Raw genomic sequence first — 20,665 nt, 5'->3', positions numbered from 1 at the left:
GCAGGCGGACAGGCGATCTTTGCAACGCGCCCGGTCCCGCCGGGGTAAAATGGCCCGGCAAGGCAGGTCAGGCAGTCGCGGCGCGCTTCGCGCGTCGAGGAAGGTCCGGACTCCGCAGGGCAGGATAGCGGCTAACAGCCGCCCGTTCCGCGCCGGTTCGCCGGCGCGGGGCGAGGAACAGGGCCACAGAGACGAGTCTGCGGCGAGGGCGCGCCGCCAGGCGCGCACCGGCACGGCCATCTCCGTGCCGCGCCGCCCCCGGGGGGCGGCGGCGCCGCAGGGTGAAACGCGGTAACCTCTATCCGGAGCAACACCAAATAGGCATGCGCACGGCCCTCCGGGGCCGGAAAGGGCGGCCCGTCCGAGCATGCGGGTAGGTGGCTAGAGCGCGGGCAGCAATGCCCCGCCCAGAGGAATGACTGCCCGCCCGGGCAACCGGGCGTACAGAATCCGGCCTACCGATCTGTCTTGCATTCCCCCGATGTGACCACTCCCATTTTTGGTTACTTCTCCGCCGCAGGAAGGCCGCGGCGCGGCCCTGTTCAGGCTTCACATTCACTTGCTCCGCCAATCCCCTGATTTTCCACGACATTTCATAATACAAATGCTCGAGGAAGTGCGGCTAAGTCCTTGTTACTAATAGAAAAAGCCCGAGTCTGGCTTGACCGGGGGTGCTTGCTCCTTTAGAGTGGGAAAGAGTGGAATTTTGTGAAAAATAGTGGGGTGAAGGGTCGTGTTCCAGGGCAGCAACGCGCTTACGCTCGATGCCAAAGGACGGGTCTCGTTCCCGACCCGGCATCGTGACGCGCTGATGGCCCAGGCCGAAGGCCGGCTCACGCTTACCCGCCACCCCGACGGCTGCCTGCTCGTCTATCCCCGCCCCGTATGGGAGATCAAGCGCGCGCAGATCGCCGCGTTCCCCATGCAGGCCCGTGCGCTGCAGCGTCTGCTGCTCGGCAACGCGCAGGACGTGGAGCTCGATGGTTCGGGCCGCATCCTGATCGCGCCTGAGCTGCGCAGCGCCGCCTCGCTCACGCGCGAAGCGATGCTGATGGGGATGGGCGAGCATTTCGAGTTGTGGGACGCCGAAACGCTGGCCCGCGTCGAGCAGGCGGCGCTGGCGCAGGGGCTGCCCAGCCCCGAAGTCCTGAACCAGTTTTCCTTCTGAGCCGTGGCAACCACCTTCCAACATCGGCCCGTCCTCCTCGCGCCGACGATCGACGCGTTGGCCGTACCCGCAGCGGGTGGCGGCCGCGGCGTGTGGGTCGACGCCACCTTCGGCCGCGGCGGCCACGCGCGGGCGCTGCTGGCTCGGCTGGGGGCGGGCGACCGCCTGGTGGCCTTCGACAAGGATCCGCAGGCCGTGGCGGCGGCTACGGAGCTGGCCGCCGCCGATCCGCGGCTGGCCATCGTGCACGCCGGTTTCGGCTCGATGCGCGATGCGCTGGCGGAGCTGGGAATCGGCCAGGTCAACGGGATCATGATGGATCTCGGAATTTCTTCGCCGCAGATCGACGACGCCGCGCGCGGCTTTTCCTTCATGCGCGACGGCCCGCTCGACATGCGGATGGATACCACGCGCGGCGAAACCGCCGCGCAATGGCTCGCCCGGGCGAGCATCGACGAAATGCGGGAGGTCATAGCGCGCTATGGGGAAGAACGGTTTGCTTTCCAGATTGCAAAGGCGATTGCAGCTGGCCGCGAGAAACGGCCTCTCGAGACCACCGGCCAGCTTGCCGAACTCGTGGCTGGTGCCGTCCGCACGCGGGAGAAGGGCCAGCATCCCGCGACACGCACCTTTCAGGCTGTACGGATTCACGTCAATCAGGAGCTTGAAGAGCTCCCGCATGCGCTCGCGGCCGCTCTAGAGCTGCTGGCGCCCGGCGGCCGGCTGGCGGTGATCAGCTTCCACTCGCTGGAGGACCGTATCGTCAAGCAGTTCATCGCCGCCGCCGCGCGCCCCGGCGCCGAGACGGCCCGGCTGCCGCTGCGCGAAAGCGAACGGCCGCAGCCGGTGCTGACCGCCGTCGGGCGGGTGCTGCCCTCGGAAGACGAAGTGGCCGGCAATCCGCGTGCCCGTTCGGCCGTGCTGCGGGTGGCCGAGCGCACCGGGGTGCCGCTGCCGGCCGCGGGCGGTCTTGCCTTCGTCAAGGGCGAGGCGCCCGCCGTGGCGCGGCGCGGGGCCGCGCGCCGCCGCGTGCCGCGTTCGTTCGCGGCCGCTTTCGCGTAGCGGGGCCGAGGTGAGCCGCCTGCTGTTCATACTGGTGATCGCCCTGGTGGGCTGCGGGCTGTCGCTCGTCAGCAGCCAGTACAAGGCCCGCAGCCTGTTCGCCGAGCTGGAGCAGGCGCAGGGCGTGGCGCGCGACCTCGACGTCGAATGGCGGCAGCTGCAGCTCGAGCAGACCGACCACGCCAAGCACGCGCTGATCGACGACGTCGCCCGCAAGGCTCTCAAGATGGAGCCGGTCACGCCGGCGCGCACCATCTATCTGTCGCAGCGCGCCGATGCCGGCGGCGCCCCGCGGCTGTTGCCTTACGGCGCGCCCGGCACGCCGCCGGCCGGCGCCAGGCCCGGTACCCCAGGAGCCCAGCGATGAGAAAGCACGTGCCGTTCTCCGCCAATCCGGTGCTGCACCTGACGCTGCCGGCATGGCGCTCGCGTCTCGTGCTGTTCCTGCTGTTCGCCGGCTTCGTCGCCCTGATCGCGCGCGCCATGTACCTGCAGGGGCTGTCCAACGACTTCCTGCAGAAGCAGGGCGAGTCGCGCTATGCCCGCACGCTCACGCTGCCTGCCTCGCGCGGCAAGATCACCGACCGCAACGGCGTGGTGATCGCCTCCAGCCTGCCGGCGCGGGCGATCTGGGCCATCCCGGAAGACGTCAAGGCGCCGCCGGCCAAGCTGGCCGAGCTCGCCAAGCTGCTGGAGATCCCGCTGGCCGACCTGCAGCGCAAGCTGGCCAACGAGGACAAGAGCTTCGTCTACATCAAGCGCCAGGTGCCGGTGGAAACCGCCGACAAGGTGGCCGCGCTGGGACTGGACGGCATTCACCAGCAGCGCGAAACGCTGCGCTACTACCCCGAGGGCGAGGTGCTGGCGCACGTGCTGGGCTTCACCAACGTGGAAGACCGCGGCCAGGAGGGCATCGAGCTGGCCTACAACGCCCAGCTGGCCGGCCGCCCCGGCTCGCGCCGGGTCATCAAGGACCGCCTGGGCCGCGTGGTGGAAGACGTCCAGGCGGTGGTGCCGCCGGCCAACGGGCACGACCTGACGCTGTCGATCGACACCCGGGTGCAGTACCTGGCGTACTCGGCGCTGAAAGAGGCGGTGGAGCGCAACAAGGCGGCCGGCGCCGCCGCCATCGTGGTGGACGCGCACACCGGCGAGATCCTGGCGCTGGTCAACATGCCCACCTACAACCCGAACCAGCGCGGCTCGCTGACCGGGCCGCAGCTGCGCAACCGCGCGTTGACCGACACTTTCGAGCCCGGCTCCACCATCAAGCCGTTCTCGATCTCGCTTGCGCTCGAGCTGGGGCGGGTCAAGCCTTCGACCACCTTCGATACCGGCAAGGGGCACCTGTTCTTCAATGGCCGCACGATCAGCGACACCCACGGCTACGGCGTGCTGGACGTCGGCGGCATCATCCAGAAATCGAGCAATATCGGCACCACGCTGATCTCCCAGCGCCTGGAAAACAAGGAAATGTGGGAGAAGTACACTGAACTGGGCTTCGGCCAGGCGCCCAAGCTGGATTTCCCCGGCGCGGTGGCGGGCCGGCTGCGGCCCTACGAGCGCTGGCGCCCGATCGAAAAGGCCACCATGGCCTATGGCTACGGCCTGTCGGTTTCCCTGGTGCAGCTGGCGCATGCCTATACCGCCTTCGCGCGCAACGGCGACATGATCCCGCTCACTTTCCTGAAGACCGACCGGCCGGGCCCCGCCATCCAGGTGTATTCGCCGGCCACCGTGCGCACCGTGCGGCCGATGCTGGAGGCCGCCGCCGGCTCGCACGGCACCGCCGCGCAGGCGCAGGTGATGGGCTACCGCGTGGCCGGCAAGACCGGCACGGCGCGCAAGAACGTCAACGGCGTCTACACCAACAAATACGTGGCGTCGTTCTCCGGCTTCGCACCGGCGTCCGATCCGCGCGTGATCGTGACCGTGATGGTCGACGCCCCGTCCGCCGGCGACATCTACGGCGGCTCGGTGGCAGGGCCGGTATTCGCCAACATCATGGGCGGCACGCTGCGCCTGCTGGGCGTGCAGCCCGATGCGCCGTTCAAGTCGCTGGTGATTCCGCAATCGCCGCTGGAGGAGGGGCTGTGAGCGTATTCGGCTCTCCGCCGCAGGGCGCTCCGGCGGCGCCGGGCGTGCGCCAGGTGCTCGACTGGCTGCGCGGCCGGGTGGCCGCGTCGGCGCAGCTGGCGCTCGATTCGCGGGCGGTGGGCCGGGGCGACGTGTTCCTGGCGTATCCGGGGGCGCGCAGCGACGGGCGCGGCTACATCGCGCAGGCGGTCGAGCGCGGCGCGGCCGCCGTGGTGTTCGAGGCCGCCGACGCTCCCGCCGGCGCGGTGCCGGCCTGCGTGCCGGCGCTGCCGGTGGCGGGCCTGAAGGCCCTGCTGGGCGGCATCGCCTCGGCCTGGTACGGCGAGCCCTCGCAGGCGATGACCGTGATCGCGGTGACCGGCACCAACGGCAAGACCTCGTGCACCCAGTGGCTGGCCGATGCGCTGACGGCGCACGGCCGGCGCTGCGCGGTGATCGGCACGCTGGGCATCCGCCTGCCCGGCGGCGAGCACGCCAGCACCGGCCTGACCACGCCCGACGCCGTGTCGCTGCATCGCGCGCTGGCCTCGATGCGCGAGGCCGGCGTGGATGCGGTGGCGATCGAGGCCTCGTCGATCGGCATCGCCGAGGGACGGCTGGACGGCCTGAAGGTCGACGTCGCCGCCTTTGCCAACCTGAGCCGCGACCACCTGGACTACCACGGCGACATGGCCTCCTACGAGGCGCAGAAGGCGCGCCTGTTCGACTGGCCGGGCGTGCGCTGCGCCGTGGTCAACCTGGACGACGCCGCCGGCCGGCGCCTGGCCGCGCGGCTGGCGCCGCGCGCGCAGCGCGGCGAACTGGCGCTGAACGGCTTCACGCTGGGCGCCGCATCGGCGGTGCCGGGAGCGCCGGCCGCGTCGGAGCCGCCGGCCGTGCCGGCAACGCCCGGCCTGTTGCGCGCCACCGACGTGCATGCCGCCAGCCAGGGCATGGTGTTCACGCTGGCCGCCGCCGGCGGCACCGCCCAGATCGCCACGCCGCTGCTGGGCGCGCACAACGTGGCCAATCTGCTGCTGGTGGCCGGCGTACTGGCCGGGCTGGGATGGACGCTGCAGGACATCGCCGCCGCGCTGTCGGCCGCGCAGGCGGCGCCCGGGCGGCTGGAGGCGATCGCGCCGCCGGGCCGCCGGGCCGGCCAGGGCGTGCCGCTGGCGGTGGTCGACTATGCCCATTCGCCCGACGCGCTGGCGCGCGCGCTGGAGGCGCTGGCGCCGGTGGCGCGGGCGCGTGGCGGCCGCCGCATCTGCGTGTTCGGCTGCGGCGGCGACCGCGACGCGGGCAAGCGGCCGCAGATGGCGCTGGCCGCGCACGACCACGCCGACGCCGTGGTGGTCACCAGCGACAACCCTCGCAGCGAGTCCCCGCAGGCGATCATCGACCAGATCCTGGCCGGCTTCCCGGCCGGCTCCCAGCCGCGGGTCGAGGCCGACCGCGCGCGCGCGATCCGGCAGACCCTGCTGGCGGCGCGCCCGGCCGACGTCGTGCTGCTGGCCGGCAAGGGCCACGAAACCTATCAGGAGATCGGCGGCGTGCACCATCCCTTTTCCGATGCGGACCAGGCCCGGGCGGCGCTGGCCGAATACCCGGCGGTGGAAACGCCGCCCGGCATGATGTCGCTGGCCGATGCCGCGGCCGCCGTGCGGGGCGCGCTGCGCGCCGACCCGGAAGCGGCCGGCCTGCAGTTCCGGCGAGTCAACACCGATTCGCGCGACGCGGCCGCCGGCGACCTGTTCGTGGCGCTGGCTGGCGAGCGTTTCGACGGCCACGACTACGTGGCGCCGGCCGCGGCCGCCGGCGCGGCGGCCGCGCTGGTGCAGCGGCCGGTGGCCGGCGTCGCGCTGCCGCAGATCGTGGTGGCCGACACGCGCGCGGCGCTGGGCGACCTGGCCCGGGCCTGGCGCGGCCGCTTCGCCATCCCGCTGATCGCGGTGACCGGCAGCAACGGCAAGACCACCACCAAGGAAATGATCGCCGCCATCCTGGCCGCCTGGCAGGGCGAGGCCAACCGGCTGGCCACGCGCGGCAATTTCAACAACGAGATCGGCGTGCCGCTGACGCTGCTGCGGCTGGACGCCGCGCACCGCTGCGCCGTGCTCGAGCTGGGCATGAACCATCCGGGCGAGATCGACCGCCTGGCGCAGATCGCCGCGCCTACCGTGGCGCTGGTCAACAACGCCCAGCGCGAGCACCAGGAGTTCATGCATACGGTGGAAGCCGTGGCGCGCGAGAACGGCGCCGTCATCGAGCGGCTGGGCGCGGGCGGCGTCGCGGTCTTCCCCGGCGACGATCCGCACACGCCGCTGTGGACGGCGCTGGCCGGCACGCGGCCGCACCTGACGTTCGGGCTGGCGGGCGAAGTGGACGTCGGCGCCGCCGACGTCCGCCTCGACGCCTTCGAAACCCGCTTCACCCTGGCGACCCCGCAAGGGCCGGCCGCCGTCACGCTGGCCGCGGCCGGCCTGCACAACGTTCGCAATGCGCTGGCCGCCACCGCCTGCGCCCTGGCCATCGGCGTGCCGCTGGCGACCATCGTGCAAGGGCTGGAGACGTTCGCGCCGGTCAAGGGCCGCATGCAGCGCCACGCGCTGCCCGGCGGCGCGCTGCTGATCGACGACACCTACAACGCCAACCCCGACTCGGTGCGGGCCGCGATCGACGTGCTGGCGGCGCTGCCCGGCCCGCGCGCGCTGGTGCTGGGCGACATGGGCGAGGTCGGCGACCAGGGGCCCGCCATGCACCGCGAGATCGGCGCCTATGCGCGCGAGCGCGGCATCGAGGCGCTGTTCACGCTGGGCGAGGCCACGCGCGAGGCCGCGCGGGCCTACGCCGGGCCGGGGCTGCACGCGGAGGCGGTCGAACAGCTGGCGCCGGCGGTGCAGGCGATGGCGCCGGCCTCGGTGCTGGTCAAGGGTTCGCGCTTCATGCGCATGGAACGGGTGGTGGCGGCGCTGGCCGCCGGCGCCCTGGCATCGTCTTCTACAGGTACTTCGCATGTTGCTTGAACTGGCCCAATGGTTGTCCGAGGATTACCGGGCCTTCTCGGTTTTCAGCTACATCACGCTGCGCGCGGTGTTCGCCTGCGCGACCGCGCTGCTGATCGGGCTGATGGCCGGACCGTGGGTGATCCGCAAGCTGACCGCGCTGAAGATCGGCCAGGCGGTGCGCGCCTACGGTCCCGAATCGCACCTGGTCAAGAACGGCACGCCCACCATGGGCGGTTCGCTGATCCTGATCGCGATCGGCGTCTCGACCCTGCTGTGGGCCGACTGGAGCAACCGTTTCGTTTGGGTCGTGCTGCTGGTCACTTTCGGCTTCGGCTGGGTCGGCTGGGCCGACGACTACCGCAAGGTGGTGCGGCGCGACCCGGAGGGCATGCCGGCGCGCGAGAAATTCTTCTGGCAGACGCTGATCGGCCTGGTGGCCTCGGTGTACCTGGCGTTCGCGGTGGCCGCGCCCGATTCGGCCACCGCGCTGGAGCTGTTCAAGCAGTGGATCTCCGGCGATCTCGGCATGCACCTGCCGCCGCGCGCCGACCTCATCCTGCCCTTCCTGAAGAGCGTGAGCTACCCGCTCGGCGCCTTCGGCTTCATCGCGCTGACCTGGGCGGTGATCGTCGGCAGCAGCAACGCGGTCAACCTGACCGACGGCCTGGACGGCCTGGCCATCATGCCCACCGTGCTGGTGGGCACGGCGCTGGGCGTGTTCGCCTACGTGGTGGGACGGGTCGACTATTCCCGCTACCTGCTGTTTCCGTACATCCCGGGCGCCTCCGAGCTGATGGTGATCTGCGCCGCGCTGGGCGGGGCGGGGCTGGCCTTCCTGTGGTTCAACGCCTATCCGGCGCAAGTGTTCATGGGCGACGTGGGCGCGCTGGCCCTGGGCGGCGCGCTGGGCACGATGGCCGTCATCGTGCGGCAGGAAATCGTGCTGTTCATCATGGGCGGCGTGTTCGTGGTCGAGACGCTGTCGGTCATCGTGCAGGTGGGCTGGTTCAAGTACACCCGCAAGCGCTACGGCCAGGGCCGGCGCATTTTCAAGATGGCACCGCTGCACCATCACTTCGAGGTCAGCGGCTGGAAGGAAACCCAGGTCGTCGTGCGCTTCTGGATCATCACCATGATGCTGGTGCTGATCGGGCTCTCGACACTGAAGTTGAGATGATGAGGCCCTGGATGGAACCCACCCCTACGCGCTTGCGCGCGCCCCTCGAGGGGCGATGCGGGCGGACCGGCGGAGCCGGATCCGCCGCATCCCGGGTGGGCTGGGGTAGTTTTATGCATTGGGGAGGCGCGTAGCGCCATGGAAACCGAAAGCTTCGTCGACGACGCGGTGCCGACCCTGGTCCTGGGGCTGGGCGAGTCCGGCATCGCGTCGGTGCGCTGGTGCGCGCGCACGGGCGCGCCGCTGCGCGTGGCCGATTCGCGCGTCGAGCCGCCGGGGCTGGACGCCGTGCGCGCCGCGGCGCCGGGCGCCGAGCTGCGGCTGGGCGGCGCGGCGCTGCGCGCAGCCGGCGAAGCGATGTTCGATCCGGCGCTGCTGGAGGGCATGGCGCGCGTGGTGCTCAGCCCGGGGCTGGCGCCGCAGCGCGCGCCGGCGCGCGACCTGGTGGCGGCCGCGCGCGCCGCGGGCATTCCGGTAGTGGGCGAGATCGAACTGTTCGCGCAGGCGCTGGCCGGCCTCAAGCGCGAGCGCGGCTATGCCCCGCGCGTGCTGGCGGTGACCGGCACCAACGGCAAGACCACCGTCACCGCGCTGGCCGCCCACCTGGTGGCGGCCGCCGGCCTGTCGGTGGCGGCCGCCGGCAACATCAGCCCGGCCGCGCTGGCGGCGCTGGCCGACGCGCTCGACAAGGACGCGCTGCCCGAGGTGTGGGTGCTGGAACTGTCCAGCTTCCAGCTCGAGACCACGGCCAGCCTGGCGCCCGACGCCGCGGCGGTGCTGAACCTGAGCCAGGACCATCTCGACTGGCACGGCGACATGGCGGCCTACGGCGCGGCCAAGGCGCGGCTGCTGGCGGCCGCGGCGGTGGCCGTGGTCAATCGCGACGACGCGGCGGTGGCGGCCATGGTGCCGCGGCTCGACGCCGAAAATGTGCGCAGCTTCGGCCGCGACGCGCCGCCGCTGGCCGGCGACGCCGGCCTGGAGCAGAGCCACGGCGTGGCTTGGCTGGCCGCCGCCGCGGCCGACGATTTCGACGCGCCGCCGCCCGCGCGGCGCAAGAAGAACGAACCCGTGCTGCGGCCGGCCGGCCGCGTAACGAGGCTGATGCCGGCCGACGCGCTGCAGATCCGCGGCCTGCACAACGCGCTGAACGCGCAGGCGGCGCTGCAGCTGGCGCGCTGCCTCGACCTGCCGTGGGCCGGCTTGCTGCGCGCCGTGCGCGAATACCGCGGCGAGCCGCACCGGGTCGAGTTCCTGCGCGCGATCGGCGGGGTCGAGTTCTTCGACGACAGCAAGGGCACCAACGTCGGCGCCACGGTGGCGGCGCTCGAAGGGCTGGGCTGCCGCTCGGTGCTGATCGCCGGCGGCGTCGGCAAGGGCCAGGATTTCGCGCCGCTGGCGCGCGCCGCCGCGCTGCATGCGCGCGCGGTGGTGCTGATCGGAGAAGACGCGCCGGCCATCGCCGCGGCGCTGGAAGGCAGCGGCGTGCCGACGGTCGGCAGCCCGACACTGGAGGCCGCGGTGGCGGCCGCGCTCGACCGTGCCCAGCCGGGCGACGCGGTGCTGCTGTCGCCGGCCTGCGCCAGCTTCGACATGTTCCGCGACTACAAGCACCGCGCCGACGTCTTCGCCGAGGCGGTGGAAGCGCTGGCCCTGGACCGGGGAGAGGTGTGATGACGGCACCCACGCTTGCTGCATTCGCCGGCCCGGACGCCGGCAGCCCTGCCGGAGGCCTGGCATGAGCCTGTTCGCCGAACTCACCGGAAGCGTCAACGCCGTGCGGCCCAGCCGCACGCGCATGCTCAACTACGACGCGGCGCTGGTGGTGGCCGCCGCCGCGCTGTTGCTGCTCGGCGTGGTGATGGTCTATTCCGCCTCGGTGTCGCTGTCCGACGCCCCCAAGTTCGCCAACTACGGCAACTACTATTTCCTGGTGCGGCACGTGCTGTACATCATGACCGGCCTGGTGGCGGCGGTGGCGGTGTTCACGGTCAGCATGAATATGTGGCAGAAGGCCGCGATGCCGCTGTTCGGCGTGGCGCTGCTGCTGCTGGTGGCGGTGCTGATCCCGGGCATCGGCCGCGAGGTCAACGGTTCGCACCGCTGGGTGCCGCTGGGCCTGGTCAATTTCCAGCCGTCGGAGCTGATGAAGCTGGCCATGCTGATATACGCCGCCGACTACACCGTGCGCAAGCAGGCCCATATGCAGAGCTTCGTGCACGGCTTTTTGCCGATGGCGCTGGCGATGGCGGCCAGCGGGCTGCTGCTGCTGATGGAGCCCGACCTCGGCGCCTTCGTCGTGATCGTGGCGATCTCGATGGGCATCCTGTTCCTGGGCGGCATCAACGGCCGGCTGTTCGGCGGCCTGACCGGCGTGCTGGTGGGCACCTTCATGCTGCTGATCTGGGCCTCGCCCTGGCGGCGCGAGCGGCTGTTCGCCTACCTGGACCCGTGGACCGAAGCCAACGCGCTGGGCAAGGCCTACCAGCTCTCGCATTCGCTGATCGCCTTCGGTCGCGGCGAATGGTTCGGCGTCGGCCTGGGCGGCAGCGTGGAAAAGCTGCACTACCTGCCCGAGGCCCATACCGACTTCCTGCTGGCCGTGATCGGCGAAGAACTCGGCTTCGTCGGCGTCGCGGTGGTGGTGATCCTGTTCTTCGTCATCGTCCGGCGCGGCTTCGAGATCGGCCGCCAGGCGATCGCGATGGACCGCGTGTTCAGCGGCCTGGTCGCCAAGGGTGTGGTGCTGTGGATCGGCTGCCAGGCGCTGATCAACATGGGCGTCAACCTCGGGCTGCTGCCCACCAAGGGGCTGACCCTGCCGTTCATGAGCTTCGGCGGCTCCGGCATCGTGGCCAACCTGTGCGCGCTGGCGGTGCTGATGCGGGTCGACTATGAAAACCGCATCCTGATGCGGGGAGGCCGCCTATGAGCGCGCATCCGCCCGGCCGCCCGCAGGATGCGCGCTCCTCCCTCGGGGAGGATGTCGCGCAGCGACAGGGGGGCCGTTCAATCCGGCGCACCCTGATGGTGATGGCGGGCGGCACCGGCGGCCACATCATGCCGGGCCTGGCGGTGGCCGGCGCGCTGCGCGCGCGCGGCTGGAACGTGGTCTGGATGGGCCACCCCGAAGGCATGGAGGCACGCCTGGTTCCCCAGCACGGCATCCCGCTGGCGCCGGTGCGCTTTTCCGGCGTGCGCGGCAAGGGCCCGGCCACGCTGTTGAAGCTGCCGTTCACGCTGCTGCGCGGCGCCGGGCAGGCGCTCAAGGCGCTGCGCGCCTACCGGCCCGACGTGGTGCTGGGCATGGGCGGCTACGTGGCGCTGCCGGGCGGCCTGATGGCCGCGCTGCGTGGCATCCCGCTGGTGCTGCACGAACAGAATTCGGTGGCCGGCATGACCAACCGCGTGCTGGCGCGGGTGGCAAGCAAGGTGCTGACCGCCTTCCCCAACGCGCTGCCCGGCGAGCAGACCGGCAATCCGGTGCGGCCCGAAGTGGCCGCCGTGGCCGACCCGGCGCAGCGCTTCGCCGGCCGCAGCGGTCCGCTGCGGCTGCTGGTGGTGGGCGGCAGCCTGGGCGCGCAGGCGCTCAACGAGGTGGTGCCGCAGGCGCTGGCGCTGCTGCCGGCCGAGCGCCGGCCGATCGTCGTGCACCAGGCCGGCGAAAAACACCTGGAGGCGCTGCGCGCCGCCTATGCCGCCGCCGGCGTGCAGGGCGATTGCCGCGCCTTCATCGACGACATGGCGGCGGCCTATGCCGACGCCGATCTGGTGATCTGCCGCGCCGGCGCGATGACGGTGGCCGAGATCTGCGCGGCCGGCGCGGCCGCGCTGTTCGTGCCGTTCCCGCACGCGGTCGACGACCACCAGACCACCAACGCGCGTTACCTGAGCGATGCCGGCGCCGGCTGGCTGCAACAGCAATCGGCGCTCGACGCCGGCTGGCTGGCCGACTGGCTGGCGCGGCGCAGCCGCGACGAACTGGCCGCGACCGCCGCCCGCGCGCGAGCGCTGGCCCACCCCCGGGCGACCGAAAGGATCGCCGACATTTGCGAGGCGGCCGCGCGCAGCTGAAGACACCATGAGACATCGCATCCGCAACATCCACTTCGTCGGCATCGGCGGCTCGGGCATGAGCGGCATCGCCGAGGTGCTGCTCAACCTGGGCTACCGCGTCAGCGGTTCCGACCTGGCCGACAGCGCCGCCACGCGCCGCCTGGCCGGGCTGGGCGCGCGCATCGTGCAGGGCCACGCGGCCGACAACATCGAGGGCGCCGACGCCATCGTCACCTCGACCGCCGTGGCCGGCAACAATCCCGAGGTGATCGCGGCCCGCAACCGCCGCATCCCGGTGGTGCCGCGCGCCGTGATGCTGGCCGAGCTGATGCGCCTGAAGCGCGGCATCGCGGTGGCCGGCACCCACGGCAAGACCACCACCACCAGCCTGGTGGCCAGCGTGCTGGCGGCCGGCGGCCTGGACCCGACCTTCGTCATCGGCGGCCGGCTGAACTCGGCCGGCGCCAACGCCAAGCTGGGCCAGGGCGAGTTCATCGTGGTCGAGGCCGACGAATCCGACGCCTCGTTCCTGAACCTGCTGCCGGTGATGGCGGTGATCACGAATATCGACGCCGACCACATGGACACCTACGGCCACGATTTCGCGCGGCTCAAGAGCGCGTTCGTCGAGTTCACGCAGCGCATGCCGTTCTACGGCACCGCGGTGCTGTGCATCGACGACGCCAGCGTGCGCGAGATCCTGCCCTTCGTGTCGCGCCCGGTCACCTCCTACGGCTTCCACCCGGATGCCCAGGTGCGCGCGATCGAAGTCCGCACCGACGGCCCGCGCATGCGCTTCACCGTGCTGCGGCGCGACCGCGCGACCGAACTGCCGCCGCTCGACATCGAGCTGAACCTGCCGGGCGAGCACAACGTGCGCAATGCGCTGGCGGCGATCGCGGTCGGCACCGAACTGGGCGTGCCCGACGATGCGATGCGCGAGGCGCTGGCGGCGTTCCGCGGCGTCAACCGCCGCTTCACCCAGGCCGGCACCTTCCCGGTGGCCGCGGCCCACGGCGGCGGCAGCTTCACCGTGATCGACGACTACGGCCACCATCCGGTCGAGATGGCGGCCACGCTGGCCGCCGCGCGCGGCGCCTACCCGGGCCGCCGCATCGTGCTGGCCTTCCAGCCGCACCGCTACACCCGCACCCGCGACTGCTTCGAGGATTTCGTCAAGGTGCTGGGCACCGCCGACGCGGTGCTGCTGGCCGAGGTCTACGCCGCCGGCGAGGCGCCGATCGTCGCCGCCGACGGCCGCGCGCTGGTACGCGCGGTGCGCGTGGCCGGCCGGGTCGAGCCGGTATTCGTCGAAGACATCGCCGACATGCCGCGCGCCATCGCCGATTTCGCGCGCGACGGCGACGTGGTGATCGCCATGGGCGCCGGCTCGATCGGCGGCGTGCCGGCCAGGCTGGCCGCGCTGTTCGAGACGGCCGAAGGATCGCAAGGAGGACGGGCATGAGCACCGCCACGGAAAACAGCCAGGCGCGCGGCGTCGCCGCTTCGTTCGGCAGGGTGGGCGTGCTGTACGGCGGCCGTTCCGCCGAGCGCGAGGTGTCGGTCATGTCCGGCACCGGCGTGCACAAGGCGCTGGTGGGCGCCGGCGTCGACGCCCACCTGTTCGACACCGGCGCGCGCACGCTGGCCGAACTGGCGGCCGAGAAATTCGACCGCGTCTTCATTGCGCTGCACGGCCGCTACGGCGAAGACGGCACGATCCAGGGCGCGCTCGAATTGCTGGGCATTCCCTATACCGGCAGCGGCCCGCTGGCTTCCGCGCTGGCGATGGACAAGGTGATGGCCAAGCGCATCTGGCTGCACGAGGGGCTGTCGACGCCGGCCTACGCGGTGCTGGGCGCCGGCGCCGACCCGGCCGCGGTGCAGGCCAGGCTGGGCCTGCCGCTGATCGTCAAGCCGCCGCACGAAGGCTCGTCGATCGGCGTGGTCAAGGTCGAGCGCGCCGAAGACCTGCGCAGCGCGGTGGAACAGGCCGCGGCCTTCGAGGACACGGTGCTGGCCGAACAGTTCGTGGCCGGCCGCGAGCTGACCGTCGCCATCCTGGGCCAGGGCGAATCGGCCCATGCCCTGCCGGTCATCGAAGTGGTCGCGCCCGAGGGCAAGTACGACTACCAGAACAAGTATTTCACCGACGTCACCCGCTACCTGTGCCCGGCCGAACTGCCGCAGGCGACGACCCGCGCCGTGCAGCAGCTGGCCGTGGCCGCCTACCGCACGCTGGGCTGCGAAGGCTGGGGCCGCGCCGACGTGATGCTGGACGCCGCCGGCCGCCCCTACCTGCTGGAGATCAACACCTCGCCGGGCATGACCGGCCATTCGCTGGTGCCGATGGCGGCCGCCGCCGCCGGCATGGACTATCCGCAGCTTTGCATCGAGATCCTCAAGGGCGCCCGATGCAAGGTTTCCGCCGCAAGGCCTAGCTGACGCCCGGGACGCCACGTGTGGAACGACAGCCGTACCTTGAACCTGCTGGCCAACGCCCTGTACCTGGCGGCGGCGGTGGCGCTCGGCTGCGCCGCGCTGATCTGGCTGGCGCAGCGGCCGGTGTTCGATCTGCACGGCATCTGGATCGAGGCGGACGAGGGCACGCTGCAGCACGTGACGCCGGCCACGGTGCGGGCGGCGATCGCCGGCCGGCTGCAGGGCAATTTCTTCACCGCCGACCTGGAGCAGGTGCGGCAGGTGTTCGAGACCGTGCCCTGGGTGCGCCATGCCTCGGTGCGGCGGCAGTGGCCCAATTCGCTGGTGGTGACCATGCAGGAGCACCGCGTGCTGGGGCTGTGGAACGAGAACCGGCTGCTCAATACCTATGGCGAGTCGTTCACCGCCAACCTCGGCGAGGCGGAAGAGGACGGCTCGATGCCGGTCTTCGGCGGCCCCGAGGGCTCGGAGAAGATGGTGGCGCAGCGCTATGCCGACATGCTGCGCTGGTTCGCGCCGCTGCACCTCAAGCCGGAACGCGTGCTGCTGACCCCGCGCTACGCCTGGCAGGTGGCGTTGTCGTCGGGCCTGACGGTGGACCTGGGGCGCGACCCGGCGACCGTCTCCACCGTCGACACCGTATCGCTGGAGGCGCGGGTGCAGCGCTTCGTGCAGGCGCTGCCCGTCATCGACAGCCGGATCGGCCGCGCCCAGCACGCCGACCTGCGCTACCCCAATGGATTCGCCATCGTTACTGCCCAGCCGGATAAACAGGTGAAGAAGCCTTCAACCATGACCCTTCCTCAAAGAAAGCCATGACCCGTGAAACCAAGGATCTGATCGTTGCCCTCGACATCGGCACCAGCAAAGTGGTGGCGGTCGTGGCCGAGATGCAGCCCGAGGGCCGCTTCGAAGTGCTCGGCCTGGGGCAGCACGAGTCGCGCGGCATGCGCAAGGGGGTGGTGGTCAACATCGAGACCACCGTCAACTCCATCCAGCGCGCGCTGGAGGAAGCCGAGCTGATGGCCGATTGCAAGATCCGCGACGTGTTCACCGGCATCGCCGGCAGCCACATCCGCAGCTTCAATTCCAGCGGCATGGTGGCGATCAAGGACAAGGAGGTCACCGCGCCCGACGTGGCGCGCGTGATCGAGACCGCCAAGGCGATCAACATCCCGACCGACCAGCAGGTGCTGCACGTGCTGACGCAGGAGTTCATCGTCGACGGCCAGGAAGACATCCGCGAGCCGATCGGCATGAGCGGCATCCGGCTCGAGGTGCGGGTGCATATCGTGACCGGCGCGGTCAGCGCGGCGCAGAACATCGTCAAGTGCGTGCGCCGCTGCGGGCTCGAAGTGCAGGACCTGATCCTGCAGCCGCTGGCCTCCAGCCTGGCCTGCCTGACGGCCGACGAAAAAGAGCTGGGCGTGGCGCTGGTCGACATCGGCGGCGGCACCACCGACATCGCCATCTTCACCGGCGGCGCGATCCGCCACACGGCGGTGATCCCGATCGCCGGCGACCAGATCACCGGCGACATCGCCGCCGCGCTGCGCACGCCCACGCCCGACGCCGAGGAAATCAAGCTGCGCTACGGCGTGGCCAAGCAGGTGCTGGCCAGCCCCGACGAACGCATCGAGGTGCCCGGCCTGGGCGACCGCGGCCCGCGCCAGCTGTCGCGGCAGGCGCTGGGCGCGGTGATCGAGCCGCGCGTGGAGGAGCTGTTCACCTTCGTGCAGCAGGTCATCCGCGAGTCGGGCTACGACGAATTGCTGTCGTCGGGCATCGTGCTGACCGGCGGCACTTCGCAGATGCCCGGCATGGTCGAGCTGGCCGAAGACATTTTCCTGAAGCCGGTGCGGCTGGGCGTGCCCGAGTACGTCGGCAGCCTGGCCGACGTGGTGCGCAGTCCGCGCTTTTCGACCGTGATGGGCCTGCTGTCGGAAGCCCGGCTGCAGCGCGTGCGCGGCCGCAAGGTGGCGCAGCAGACCGGCAACGTCAAGCAGGTGTTCGCCCGCATGAAAGAGTGGTTCATGGGGAGTTTCTGATCCCCGCCGCCGCAGTGTCGTTCTTTGTTCGTTCTTTGCAGTACAGGCAGGCAGTCGTTCCCAAACTTTTTTGTTCCATCCATTGTCGGAGGTGCGCGAGCAGGGAAGATGAAACGTGAAGCGCGATCCTGAAGGACAGGGTCACGGCCGATTTTGTCGGATCACCTTTCACCTTTCACATTCCCTACCCACCACTATCCGCAGACGTCCCTCGGAGAAAGTCATGAAATTCGAAATGCTAGATACGGATACCCGCGGCACGGTCATCAAGGTCGTGGGCGTGGGCGGCGCCGGCGGCAACGCCGTCGCTCACATGATCCGCCGCGGCGTGCAGGGCGTGGACTTCGTCTGCGCCAACACCGACGCCCAAGCGCTGGCCCATACCAACGCGCCGGTGCAGATCCGCCTCGGCCGCAGCGGCCTGGGCGCGGGCGCCAAGCCCGAACAGGGCCGCTCGGCCGCCGACACCGCGCGCGAGCAGATCCGCGACGCGCTGCACGGCGCCAACATGGTGTTCATCACCGCCGGCATGGGCGGCGGCACCGGCACCGGCGCCGCGCCGGTGATCGCCGAAGTCGCCAAGGAGCTCGGCATCCTGACGGTGGCGGTGGTGACCAAGCCCTTCCACTTCGAGGGCAGCAAGCGCATGCGCATGGCCGAGGAGGGCATCGATTCGCTGTCGCAGCACGTGCACTCGCTGATCGTCGTGCTCAACGAGAACCTGTACGAGCTGATGGGCGACGACGCCACGCAGGAAGACTGCTTCAAGAGCGCCGACGACGTGCTGCACAACGCTTGCGCGGGCATCGCCGAGATCATCAACGTCGACGGCAACGTCAACGTCGACTTCGAAGACGTCAAGACCATCATGAGCGAGCAGGGCAAGGCCATGATGGGCACCGCCATCGCCGGCGGCGTCGACCGCGCCCGCGTGGCGGCCGAGCAGGCCATCGCGTGCCCGCTGCTGGAAGGCATCGACCTGAACGGCGCGCGCGGCGTGCTGGTCAACATCACCGCCAGCCGCTCGCTGAAGATGCGCGAAACGCGCGAGATCATGGACACCATCCGCAGCTACGCGGCCGAGGATGCCACCGTGATCTTCGGCGTGTCGTACGACGACGAGATGGGCGACGACCTGCGCGTGACCGTGGTCGCCACCGGCCTGGGCCGCAACAAGGCCAAGCCGCAGCTGGTGCCCAGCGCCATGCCGCAGCTGCGCACCGGCACCGACAACCAGGTCTACCAGGCGCATGCCGGCGGCCACGTGCCGGGCAACTACCACGACTACGACACCCCCACGGTGTTCCGCAACCCGCGCGACGCGTCGATGCGGGTGCAGGCGCTGGAGAGCTCGGGCATGGACCACCTGGACATCCCGGCCTTCCTGCGCAAGCAGGCGGATTGATAGGGCCCCCTACGCGCTGACGCGCGCCCCCCAGGGGGCGATGCGGGCGGACCGGCGGAGCCGGATCCGCCGCATCCCGGGTCTGGCGGGGGTGGCGTCAGGCGTCGGGGGCGGGGCTTATTAGCCGGGCGTCGGGCCAGGTGCCGGCCTGGAACAGTTCGCGCACCTTGCGTTCGATCACGCGCTTGACGCTCATCAGCGCCAGCGAGACGTCTTCGCGCCGCGCGTGGGCGATGCACAGTTTCCAGCTGACCAGCGGCGACGAGAACGGCACGGCGCGCAGCCTGCCGGCTTCGATGTCCTGCGCCAGCCAGGCGCGGCTGAACAGCGTGCAGCCGAAGCCGCGCTCGACGATGCTCTTGGTCGAACGGATGCTGTCGCTTTCGAACGCGATGTTGGGATGGATGCCGTTGCCGGCGCACAGCCGCTCGACCAGCACGCGGATGCTGTGCGGCCAGCGCGGCAGGATCAGCGGCAGCGTGGCCAGCGCGGACAGCGGATAGCTGACGGGATACGACGCCGGCCGGCCGCTTTCGCGCTCGAACGCGGGCGCGATCAGGAACAGCGGCTCGGAGATCATCGGCTCGATTTCGAAATCGGCGCCGTACTCGGGGTTGTACATCAGCGCGATGTCGACCTCGCCGGCCGACAGCCAGGCATGGATGGCCTCGGACGTGCTTTCGCGCAGCTGCGGACGGATCAGCGGGAACTCGATCCGGCATTGCTCGAAGATCAGCGGCGCCAGCAGCGGGCTGGTGGCCGGCGGCAGCGCGATGCGCACCGTGCCGGTGGGCTGGGCGGCGATGCCGCGCACGTCGCGTTCGACGTCGGCCATGTCGTCGGCCAGCCGCTGCGCCCGCGCCAGCAGCGTGGTGCCGGCCTCGGTCAGGCTCACGCCGCGGCCGTGCCGGTTCAGCAGCGGCACGCCGAAATGGTGTTCCAGCCGCTGCACCCGCTTGGACAGCGACGACTGCGCCACCCGCAGCCGCACCGCCGCGGCCGAGAAGCTGCGCAGCTTGGCGACGGCGATGAATGCATTCAGGTCTTCGAACAGCATGGCGCGCGGCGGAGATGGCGGAGGCGGCTATTGTGGCATGGCCGCCGGGACGCCCGGCGCGGCCGGCCGCCGCGCGGGCGCCGGCCCGTTCACTGCGGCACGATGCCGGCCTGGGAGATCACGCGCTTCCAGGTCGCGGTCTCGGAGGCCAGCAGCTTGCCGAGGTCGGCCGCCGGGCCCGGCCGCGGATCGATGTTCATCTGCGCCAGCCGCGCCTTGACCTCGGGATCGGCCAGAGCGCGCTCGATCGCCTTGTTCAGCGTCTCGGCCACCGGCGCCGGCAGGCCGGCCGGCGCGAAGATGCCCCACCACGACCCGACGTTGAGCTCCGGCAGCGGCAACCCGGTGGCCTCGGCGAAGGTCGGCACGTCGGGCAGCTGCGGCGAGCGCCGGGTGCCGGTGATGGCCAGCGGCCGCACCCGGCCGTTGTCGATGAAGCCCTTGGTGCTGGACAGGCCGGTGATGACCATCGAGATCTGGCCGCCGACCAGGTCCGTGAGCGCCGGGCCCGAGCCCTTGTACGGAATCTGCCGGATGTCGACCTTGGCGGCGGTCTTCAGTACTTCGCCGGCCAGGTGGGTCAGGTTGCCGTTGCCGGCGGTGCCGTTGCTGAGCTGGCCGGGATGGCTGCGCGCATAGGCCAGCAGCTCGGTCATGTTGCGCACCGGAATCGAAGGATGGACCACCAGCACCAGCGGCGCGGTCGCCACCGGGGCCACCGGCCCCAGCTGCTTCACCGGATCGAACGGCATGTCCTTCATCAGGCTCGGGTTGGTGGCCAGCGTCAGGTCGCCCATCAGCAGCACGTAGCCGTCGGGCTGCGCGCGCGCCGTTTCCAGCCCGGCGATGTTGCCGTTGGCGCCGGGCTTGTTCTCGACCACGACCTGCTGGCCGAGCGCCTTGGACAGCGCCGGTCCGATCTGCCGGGCCAGGATGTCGGTGGGGCCGCCGGGCGAATAGCCCACCAGCAGGCGGACCGGCTGGTTCGGGTAGGCGCCGGCCGGCTGCGCCTGCGCGCCGCCGGCGGCCGCCAGGGCCAGCAGGGCGGCGCCGGCCTGCAAGGCTTGGCGGCGGGAAGTGGAAAAAGTCATAGGTGTCTCCTTTGTGGTGGGAATCGCAAGGGGCAGGGCTCTGGCTCTGGCTCTGGCCGGCGCGCCCGCGCGGAC

Annotated in this window: 16 protein-coding genes and 1 other RNA gene; 15 read left to right on the top strand and 2 right to left on the bottom strand. The window is 71.0% G+C overall.

Annotation, left to right across the window (positions count from 1 at the left end; translation table 11 throughout):
- The first annotated feature begins 59 nt into the window (after positions 1-59).
- From rnpB to ftsZ, 15 genes are all read left to right on the top strand, one after another.
- An RNA gene (gene rnpB / locus ABD927_RS22700) (RNase P RNA component class A) lies at positions 60-474 on the top strand.
- 259 nt (positions 475-733) lie between these two features.
- Complete coding sequence (mraZ, locus tag ABD927_RS22695) at positions 734-1,168, top strand: division/cell wall cluster transcriptional repressor MraZ (RefSeq protein ID WP_345252167.1); 435 nt, start codon at positions 734-736, stop codon at positions 1,166-1,168.
- A gap of 3 nt (positions 1,169-1,171) precedes the next feature.
- The gene (gene rsmH, locus ABD927_RS22690) at positions 1,172-2,230 is read left to right on the top strand and encodes a 16S rRNA (cytosine(1402)-N(4))-methyltransferase RsmH (RefSeq protein ID WP_345252166.1); all 1,059 of its coding nucleotides are present in this window, start codon (positions 1,172-1,174) and stop codon (positions 2,228-2,230) included.
- A 10-nt stretch (positions 2,231-2,240) separates the two neighbouring features.
- Positions 2,241-2,597: a cell division protein FtsL gene (gene ftsL, locus ABD927_RS22685; RefSeq protein WP_345252165.1), complete on the top strand. Its 357-nt coding sequence runs from the start codon at positions 2,241-2,243 to the stop codon at positions 2,595-2,597.
- Complete coding sequence (locus tag ABD927_RS22680; protein WP_345252164.1) at positions 2,594-4,327, top strand: peptidoglycan D,D-transpeptidase FtsI family protein; 1,734 nt, start codon at positions 2,594-2,596, stop codon at positions 4,325-4,327. The genes ftsL and ABD927_RS22680 overlap by 4 nt, the downstream gene beginning before the upstream one ends.
- On the top strand, positions 4,324-7,332 hold the full coding sequence (gene murF / locus ABD927_RS22675) for a bifunctional UDP-N-acetylmuramoyl-L-alanyl-D-glutamate--2,6-diaminopimelate ligase MurE/UDP-N-acetylmuramoyl-tripeptide--D-alanyl-D-alanine ligase MurF (protein WP_345252163.1): 3,009 nt from the start codon (positions 4,324-4,326) through the stop codon (positions 7,330-7,332). The genes ABD927_RS22680 and murF overlap by 4 nt, the downstream gene beginning before the upstream one ends.
- Complete coding sequence (gene mraY / locus ABD927_RS22670) at positions 7,322-8,491, top strand: phospho-N-acetylmuramoyl-pentapeptide-transferase (protein ID WP_345252162.1); 1,170 nt, start codon at positions 7,322-7,324, stop codon at positions 8,489-8,491. The genes murF and mraY overlap by 11 nt, the downstream gene beginning before the upstream one ends.
- Before the next feature lie 138 nt (positions 8,492-8,629).
- A complete protein-coding gene (gene murD / locus ABD927_RS22665) occupies positions 8,630-10,165 on the top strand; it encodes a UDP-N-acetylmuramoyl-L-alanine--D-glutamate ligase (protein ID WP_345252161.1) in 1,536 nt (511 codons plus the stop codon).
- A 64-nt stretch (positions 10,166-10,229) separates the two neighbouring features.
- Positions 10,230-11,423 carry a putative lipid II flippase FtsW gene (ftsW, locus tag ABD927_RS22660; protein WP_345252160.1) on the top strand — a complete coding sequence of 398 codons (1,194 nt, stop codon included), beginning with the start codon at positions 10,230-10,232 and terminating at the stop codon, positions 11,421-11,423.
- A 95-nt stretch (positions 11,424-11,518) separates the two neighbouring features.
- A complete protein-coding gene (gene murG / locus ABD927_RS22655) occupies positions 11,519-12,565 on the top strand; it encodes an undecaprenyldiphospho-muramoylpentapeptide beta-N-acetylglucosaminyltransferase (protein WP_345252159.1) in 1,047 nt (348 codons plus the stop codon).
- 7 nt (positions 12,566-12,572) lie between these two features.
- Positions 12,573-14,012 carry a UDP-N-acetylmuramate--L-alanine ligase gene (gene murC / locus ABD927_RS22650; protein ID WP_345252158.1) on the top strand — a complete coding sequence of 480 codons (1,440 nt, stop codon included), beginning with the start codon at positions 12,573-12,575 and terminating at the stop codon, positions 14,010-14,012.
- Positions 14,009-14,992, top strand: a complete 984-nt coding sequence (locus tag ABD927_RS22645; RefSeq protein WP_345252157.1) for a D-alanine--D-alanine ligase — start codon at positions 14,009-14,011, stop codon at positions 14,990-14,992. Before murC ends, ABD927_RS22645 begins: the two co-directional genes overlap by 4 nt.
- 15 nt (positions 14,993-15,007) lie before the next feature.
- A complete protein-coding gene (locus tag ABD927_RS22640) occupies positions 15,008-15,808 on the top strand; it encodes a cell division protein FtsQ/DivIB (protein ID WP_345252156.1) in 801 nt (266 codons plus the stop codon).
- Positions 15,805-17,037 (top strand): cell division protein FtsA, encoded by a 1,233-nt coding sequence (ftsA, locus tag ABD927_RS22635; protein WP_345252155.1) that lies wholly within the window; start codon positions 15,805-15,807, stop codon positions 17,035-17,037. The genes ABD927_RS22640 and ftsA overlap by 4 nt, the downstream gene beginning before the upstream one ends.
- A 223-nt stretch (positions 17,038-17,260) precedes the next feature.
- Positions 17,261-18,442: a cell division protein FtsZ gene (ftsZ, locus tag ABD927_RS22630; RefSeq protein ID WP_345252154.1), complete on the top strand. Its 1,182-nt coding sequence runs from the start codon at positions 17,261-17,263 to the stop codon at positions 18,440-18,442.
- 97 nt (positions 18,443-18,539) lie between these two features.
- On the opposite strand, the gene ABD927_RS22625 is transcribed toward ftsZ, so the two are convergent.
- Complete coding sequence (locus ABD927_RS22625; protein WP_345252153.1) at positions 18,540-19,499, bottom strand: LysR family transcriptional regulator; 960 nt, start codon at positions 19,497-19,499, stop codon at positions 18,540-18,542.
- An 89-nt stretch (positions 19,500-19,588) separates the two neighbouring features.
- Entirely contained in the window at positions 19,589-20,590 is a 1,002-nt protein-coding gene (locus tag ABD927_RS22620) for a Bug family tripartite tricarboxylate transporter substrate binding protein (protein WP_345252152.1), read from the bottom strand.
- Between the last annotated feature and the right edge of the window lie 75 nt (positions 20,591-20,665).

This window comes from Pigmentiphaga soli (genome assembly GCF_039541095.1).
GTDB lineage: Bacteria > Pseudomonadota > Gammaproteobacteria > Burkholderiales > Burkholderiaceae_B > Pigmentiphaga > Pigmentiphaga soli.
This window is presented reverse-complemented; position numbering and strand designations above follow the sequence as displayed.

What these genes read in the sequence shown, in the direction of transcription:
- ftsW (WP_345252160.1), top strand. Translation starts at nt 10,230, where the DNA reads ATGAGCCTGTTCGCCGAACTCACCGGAAGCGTCAACGCCGTGCGGCCC.
- murG (WP_345252159.1), top strand. Translation starts at nt 11,519, where the DNA reads ATGGTGATGGCGGGCGGCACCGGCGGCCACATCATGCCGGGCCTGGCG.
- ABD927_RS22620 (WP_345252152.1), bottom strand. Translation starts at nt 20,590, where the DNA reads ATGACTTTTTCCACTTCCCGCCGCCAAGCCTTGCAGGCCGGCGCCGCC.
- ABD927_RS22625 (WP_345252153.1), bottom strand. Translation starts at nt 19,499, where the DNA reads ATGCTGTTCGAAGACCTGAATGCATTCATCGCCGTCGCCAAGCTGCGC.
- murC (WP_345252158.1), top strand. Translation starts at nt 12,573, where the DNA reads ATGAGACATCGCATCCGCAACATCCACTTCGTCGGCATCGGCGGCTCG.
- ftsZ (WP_345252154.1), top strand. Translation starts at nt 17,261, where the DNA reads ATGAAATTCGAAATGCTAGATACGGATACCCGCGGCACGGTCATCAAG.
- murD (WP_345252161.1), top strand. Translation starts at nt 8,630, where the DNA reads ATGGAAACCGAAAGCTTCGTCGACGACGCGGTGCCGACCCTGGTCCTG.
- ABD927_RS22680 (WP_345252164.1), top strand. Translation starts at nt 2,594, where the DNA reads ATGAGAAAGCACGTGCCGTTCTCCGCCAATCCGGTGCTGCACCTGACG.
- ABD927_RS22645 (WP_345252157.1), top strand. Translation starts at nt 14,009, where the DNA reads ATGAGCACCGCCACGGAAAACAGCCAGGCGCGCGGCGTCGCCGCTTCG.
- ftsA (WP_345252155.1), top strand. Translation starts at nt 15,805, where the DNA reads ATGACCCGTGAAACCAAGGATCTGATCGTTGCCCTCGACATCGGCACC.
- mraY (WP_345252162.1), top strand. Translation starts at nt 7,322, where the DNA reads ATGTTGCTTGAACTGGCCCAATGGTTGTCCGAGGATTACCGGGCCTTC.